We start from the raw sequence: 6000 nt of genomic DNA, 5'->3' as shown, positions 1-6000 counted from the left end.
TGTCATCAACCGCGCTAACTTGGGTATGGAAGTAATGCACGAGCGCAACGCTCACAACTTCCCACTCGACTTGGCCGCTGGCGAAACAACTCCTGTGGCTTTGGTTGCTCCTTCCATCAACGGTTAATTTTTAACTTTTGATTGACAAAAAGCGCTCCTAGAAATAGGGGCGCTTTTTGTTTGGGAAAAATCCTGTGTTTGTATTAGGACTTATATCGTATGCGATCGATCGTTTGTAGTGCGGACTTCAGTCCGCTCTCCGAAGAACGGACTGAAGTCCGCACTACAAACCTTTGAAACCGGATTTTTCACCTAATTTTATAGCTATGACGAATAGTTTTATTGAAAAACCCGGTTTAAGGTATTTAGATTTGGACGTATAGCAAACAAATACAGAGAGTAGTTTCGCCCTCACCATTATGGCAATTGCTATATTATGGAAAAGCGATCGAAAAAGGTAAGTCAGATGGTTGTCACAATTTCTCAAGCAGGATCGGGCACAGGTGCAGCCTTGCTGTCAAATGTGACATGGGAGACTCTAGAAAAGTTGGATGCAGATTTGGCCAAAACTGGGGCGCATTTAACTTATTTGGATGGGTGTTTAGAAATTATGTCTCCTTTTTATGAGGCCCATGAGGAACCTAAAAAAACTTTAAGTCAGCTTTTAGAGATTTATATGCGGATGAAAGACATTCGTTTCTACGGGCGCGGTAGTACAACCATCGGGATGAAGGAATTGGGCGCGCGAAAGGAACCAGACGAATCTTATTGTTTGGGTACGCGCAAGTCGATTCCAGATTTAGCAATTGAGGTGACAGTGACGAGTGGTGGAATTGATACGCTGGAAATCTATCGCCGGGTGGGAGTGCAGGAGGTTTGGTTTTGGGAGGATAGTGTAATTTCGGTGTATTGTTTGCGTCCAACGGGATATGAGTTGGTGAGTAACAGCGAACTGTTACCAGAGTTGGATTTGCGATCGATCGAGTTTTATTCGCGGATGGCCGATCAATATGATGCGCTGAATGCTTTTATGCGATCGTTGAAGTAGAAGTTAATAAGGGTCAGATCTCAAAAAAATCCTGCTTTAGTCTCACATTTTGCCTTTGCTGCTTGAAGTTTTTTCCATCCAGTTTCGGTTCCTGGTTTCAGTATTTTTGCGGCAATTTGGGCAAAAAGTAGTCACGTAGTTCACGTCAACTCACCGTGATTCCAACATTTCCTCAACTGTCAAACCAATATCAATAGCAATCCGCTGAAGTAATCTCGGTGATATATCACGCCCTTTATGAAAAGGAACAGTAGTTCCTCGCCCATCTTCGTGACGGAACTGCTTATGTGAGCCTTTTTGACGAACCTCTACAAAGTCAAGGTTCTCTAGTATGCGGACTATTTCCTGTGGTTTCAGAACTGGGATATTGCTCATGTTTATCGGATCACAATCTGTTGTGTACCTATAAATTCTGTCTGAATGACGAGAGTATCATCTTCTAGGAGCATCTCAATTACCTCACGCAGATTCTCGTGTAACTCATCCAAGGTTTCTCCCTGGGAATGCGCCCCGGGAAATCCAGGAATATAACCAACGTAAAGCTTGGTATCAGAATCTTTTTCGATGATAGCGGTAAAGGTTTTCATAAGACCTCACGGTATGCGGGAAACTCAGTCCCTTTAGGGCCCAGAGGAAAGCGACACGAGCGATTTTAATCGCGTTGAATCTGATCCCCTTGCGGGGTTAGATCAACAGGGGAGTAGTGTTGATCCACATCTCTGTAATGCCGAGATTTGCCTTTCCTACTCGAAGTAATGTTAGCTTGTCGGTCAATGTTATAAGGGCTTTTTCCGGCTAGCAGCACTGTAAAGAGTGACTTTAGAACTGTTTAACGACTAGCGACAGAGCGGGGGACTAGCTTCGCATCCACAGGGTGTCGTGACCCAAATAACGTAGACCTCGAAAGTCTGAGGCTGGTCAGTACAGCTTGCTTTGATTGCTCTTACAAGCTCAGTGGCTAAAGCCCTGAGTTACTGACAAGATTCGCTTTCTATCCGTTAAATGTCAGAAATGTCATCTCTCATAGATTATATAATATTTCACCTGCACTGAATGTATGCTTTGAATACGGGATTGAGGAAAAAGAGCGATCGCCCTCCGACTTGTATTTTTTCGACTAAGCCGCGTCGGGCCAAGGATTGTATGGCTTGCCACAATTGCGATCGGGATAATTCGCGATCGCAATTGTGGTTGTGAAATATCTACCGCGTCATCTTGACTGGCTAACCATTCGCTCACCTTCTTGTCCCATGTTATATAAGGCAGCATCAGGCATACCAGCTTTATATCTGAACTTTTGCCTATCTTGTATAACTTCTGCCAAAGACTCCTACAAGATGGTTCGCATGAGTCTTATGGATGATCTCAATGATGAGTAGTAGCAGAGTGCGTCACCTTGAGATTAATTTTCGATCGCACAGATATATTATAGCAGGTGACGCACTCTACTCAGTAAAACTAACGTCGATAGAGAGTACCATCAGGCATTTTTGCACCGTTGAGATTTGATTGCCTCAAGTCTGCACCACTCAGGTTAGCTTGCTGTAGGTTGCTACCAGTAAAGTTAGCTTTTTGTAAGTCAACCCCGCTTAAGTCTACTCCACTCAACCTGTTTGGTAGTAAATTTAGTAGGTCTTGACTACTTAGCGTAGAACCTCGCCATAAACTGCTGTTATTTAAGTTTAGCTGGACTAACCCTAGTAATTCTTCCTTACTAAGATTTAGCTGATTATAATCGTTTTTGATTAAGTTAATTAAATCCTGCTGGTTTAGCTTGAAGCTAACCAGGTTCAGTACATCTTTCTGGCTTAAATTAACTTTATTCCAATCCAAGCCGCTGAAATCCCAGCCATTAGGATCGGCTTTGATGAAACTGACTACATCTTGCTTGCTTAAATTAGCTGTGAATATCTTGAGGGAATCTTCCTTACTCAATCTAATTTTACTCCAGTCAAATCCCTGAAAATCTAAGTTCCCAGGGTTTTTTACTTTGCTGAGTTTGACTTCACTTAAGTCAGCACCATTCAAGTCTACTCCAGTAAAATTTGCACCACTAAAATCTGCCCTTCTCAAGTCAGCATTATGCAGATTAACACCTTGTAGGTTTTTTCCACTCAGGTTAGCACCTGGTTTAATCTCGGTTTCAGAGGAGGATGTATTGGTTGTCGCTTCTTTGTCACAGCTTCCTCCTAGAACGAAAAAGCAATCTGTTTTTTTGCTGACATTAGATAAACTTCCTTCTGCTCTGACTGGTTCAGAGTGCATTAAGAGGATGCCTAAACATAAAAATATGACAATTAAGAACTTGCTAGTCAACTTTTTAGCAATGGTCACTTGAACTCGCATGATAAACTTTATCCTACACTGAGTTTGACAGAGATTAAGACAGGAAAAACATTTGCTAGTTAAACTGTAAAACAAATAGGGAAACTGGGCAAGCTGGCTACTTTTTTTTGCCGAAAGTTGCGTCAGTAATTTTAGCTAGCGAGGCCCAGCTTCAATTGCAGAATTGGCTATTTGAACGAGAGTTTCCTCTCGTCCATTCTTCATAGTTACTCGGTACAAAACACTTTTATACTGCCATTCAACTAATGCTGTACAATAAGCACCGCAAGCATTATAAAAAATTCCTTGTGTTCGATTAGCTAATTTAATGTCTCTGAATTCACCCCTAAATCCTTTAGGCGGTGCTTGCGCCGGTTCTCCACCTATTTCTCCTGAGATACTCCCGATATAGCAAGGCGTACTGTTGCAATTAGGTATGTGACTAATTGTAACACTATAGCCCTTTGTTTCTACTCGGCTTTCCAAGTAAACCTTTTCTGAGAAGGGAAGTTGACTGGGGAGAAAAATTGGGACTCTCGTCTTACCTTGAATCCGTGAGATAATTTCACGAACCGGAAAAGGACTACTTAATTGAGAATTACTAGCTTGAGAATTAGCAGACTGAGGACGAAACTTTTGCACAAAATTTATCCAGCGCTGGACTTTATTACCAGTAATGTCTAAAATTGGGATAGAACGAGTTCTGGATATTGGCCGTCCGGCCTCCCCTTGAGAATATTCGATCGCAGTACCCTCTGGTTTGCCTAAACCGTAACTGTTAGCAATATCCCCAGCCGACTGACAGGTAATTCTGAATTCCCCCATGTCAATTCTACCATTTCCGGCACGGTACAACCAAGTCCTACCGCCAGCGTTAGGTATCTCCTGACAATCAGCATATGTCACCTCAAACATCTTAGCAATATGCACGTCATAGAGGCGCAACTGACCCCCATAAGCAGATTTTGTGGTCTCCGTTTCTGACACCGTAAGCGTATAGGTTCCTTCTGCGTGTTGCAGTCTCATAGGAACCTTTGTCTGGGCGATCGCTCCCGGTATTCCCTGAATTTGGGTGACAGCTACCCAACTGAAAGTAATAGCAGTCAAGCTTGTTAGAAATAATTCTTTTACGCCTCTCATTATTTCTTTTAAAATTTAGTAAACTTGTAACATTATAAATCATAATTTTAGATAAAAAACACAGTTTTTGTTTGTCACTCCCTACTCCCGTTCGTGTAGTCTACCGTAGTAAGGTGCGTCACCTTGCCATTTTTTGCCAAAACTATCTATTGACGCAGGTGACGCACCCTACATCTGGTGGTAATCAAATTGCGATCGCCCTTCCCGTACCATACCCAATCCGAAAAGAAGCGCGATCGTTTTCTTTAATATAATTGACAAAACCCTCTCAACTTTAGAGGTTCTCCCAATCACTAATATCAACTTTAGCCTGTCCCAAGATTTTAGCTAAAAAGTTGGCACTGATATCGCCTTGATGAGGATTAGGGATAGTAACACGAAGGCTATCTTTCAACATAAACTGATGCCTTTTTCCCTAATAGGGGCCGTCAAATCCCAGTCGTTTCAAATAATAAATTAAGTCTCGACGTTTGATTTGTTTTAAAGGAGGCATCAGGCAACTTCCTTCGTAACTGTAAGGTCGATATTATCAATGACAGGTAAAGGAAGATTCAGGGTTAGACTAAGTAAGATCCAGTCTTCCAATACCTCTTGCAATTCTTCACGGGCAACTTCGAGAGTTAGAGCATTTGCATAGACTCCCTCACAGATAGGAATTTCTCCGTAGAAAGTCCCATCATCAGGGAAAATTTCATACTTAGCTTGCTTCATGGCAGCTTGAATGTATTTAGTTAACATATTAAAGTGCTGTCCTTGTTGTTTGTTAGTAAGGAATCCTTGGCTTTCATGCTGCGATTAGCTGTCAGCAAAAGCATCTGATTTTATTGAGCAAGTCGCCAAACTAATCTGTCATCGCTATCGATTGGCAATTTCATTTGTGCAAAGGTGACAAAACGAATTGGGATGATATCAAGCCAACCTTGATTAGCAATAGAGCCAAAGAAAATTATGGCGTGTCCGTTGAGATTATGATCTATCAAAAAAATCATGCTTTATCCTCACGTTTTGCCTTAGCAGCTCGAAGCTTTTCCCATATAGCTTCAGTTCCGGGTCTTGGTGGCATGGCGGCAATTCTGGCAATAAGATCGCGATTTTTTTCTTCGTAGTAGTACAGCCGCAGTTCTTCAGCTTCTTTAAGAACCATTTGATACTCAGCTTCAACAGTAGCGCGATTTGCCTCAATGTAAGCTAAAGCTCCATTAATTTGTTCCTCTGTCAAATCGAACAATCCCCTGATAAACTTAGGCGGATATTGAGCCGTCACATAGTCCATGATGTCGTAGATAGTGATGCGCGTACCTGCGATCGACAGTCCTCTTTCTGTACGGATAATCGCTGTTTGTTCGTTGGATACGGTTGTCATTTTTATAGCCTCCTATAAGTTATTTTATTAATAGCTGATGCAAGTCCTGGATTTGCGATCGAGTTTTGCGAATGGCAGATCAATATGATGCGGTGAATGTTTGCATTTTTGTATGAATTGAGAA

The 6000-nt window shown here is 42.0% G+C and carries 8 protein-coding genes and 1 pseudogene; 2 read left to right on the top strand and 7 right to left on the bottom strand.

The features are described 5' to 3' along the window. Both QZW47_RS25225 and QZW47_RS25220 read left to right on the top strand, forming a co-directional pair. Positions 1 to 127: pseudogene (locus tag QZW47_RS25225) on the top strand (photosystem II q(b) protein); the annotation flags it as partial. Between the two features lie 339 nt (positions 128 to 466). Beyond that, positions 467 to 1048 (top strand): Uma2 family endonuclease, encoded by a 582-nt coding sequence (locus tag QZW47_RS25220; RefSeq protein ID WP_366930932.1) that lies wholly within the window; start codon positions 467 to 469, stop codon positions 1046 to 1048. A 150-nt stretch (positions 1049 to 1198) separates the two neighbouring features. Here the strand turns inward: QZW47_RS25220 and QZW47_RS25215 are convergent, their stop codons facing one another. The 7 genes from QZW47_RS25215 to QZW47_RS25180 all read right to left on the bottom strand — a co-directional run bounded on the left by QZW47_RS25215 (position 1199) and on the right by QZW47_RS25180 (position 5876). Continuing rightward, positions 1199 to 1423: a type II toxin-antitoxin system HicA family toxin gene (locus tag QZW47_RS25215; protein ID WP_293133325.1), complete on the bottom strand. Its 225-nt coding sequence runs from the start codon at positions 1421 to 1423 to the stop codon at positions 1199 to 1201. A 2-nt stretch (positions 1424 to 1425) separates the two neighbouring features. Further along, positions 1426 to 1635, bottom strand: a complete 210-nt coding sequence (locus QZW47_RS25210; RefSeq protein WP_293133322.1) for a type II toxin-antitoxin system HicB family antitoxin — start codon at positions 1633 to 1635, stop codon at positions 1426 to 1428. Between the two features lie 427 nt (positions 1636 to 2062). Next, complete coding sequence (locus QZW47_RS25205; protein ID WP_293133319.1) at positions 2063 to 2317, bottom strand: hypothetical protein; 255 nt, start codon at positions 2315 to 2317, stop codon at positions 2063 to 2065. Positions 2318 to 2506: 189 nt separating this feature from the next. Then, a complete protein-coding gene (locus QZW47_RS25200) occupies positions 2507 to 3382 on the bottom strand; it encodes a pentapeptide repeat-containing protein (RefSeq protein WP_293133316.1) in 876 nt (291 codons plus the stop codon). 147 nt (positions 3383 to 3529) lie between these two features. Continuing rightward, positions 3530 to 4513, bottom strand: coding sequence for a hypothetical protein (locus tag QZW47_RS25195; RefSeq protein WP_293133313.1), 984 nt, complete (start codon positions 4511 to 4513; stop codon positions 3530 to 3532). A gap of 492 nt (positions 4514 to 5005) precedes the next feature. Continuing rightward, the gene (locus QZW47_RS25190) at positions 5006 to 5251 is read right to left on the bottom strand and encodes a type II toxin-antitoxin system HicB family antitoxin (protein ID WP_293133310.1); all 246 of its coding nucleotides are present in this window, start codon (positions 5249 to 5251) and stop codon (positions 5006 to 5008) included. A 247-nt stretch (positions 5252 to 5498) separates the two neighbouring features. Continuing rightward, entirely contained in the window at positions 5499 to 5876 is a 378-nt protein-coding gene (locus QZW47_RS25180) for a DUF433 domain-containing protein (RefSeq protein WP_293133307.1), read from the bottom strand. Between the last annotated feature and the right edge of the window lie 124 nt (positions 5877 to 6000).

It is taken from the genome of Microcoleus sp. bin38.metabat.b11b12b14.051, assembly GCF_013299165.1.
Taxonomy (GTDB): Bacteria; Cyanobacteriota; Cyanobacteriia; order Cyanobacteriales; family Microcoleaceae; genus Microcoleus.
This window is presented reverse-complemented; position numbering and strand designations above follow the sequence as displayed.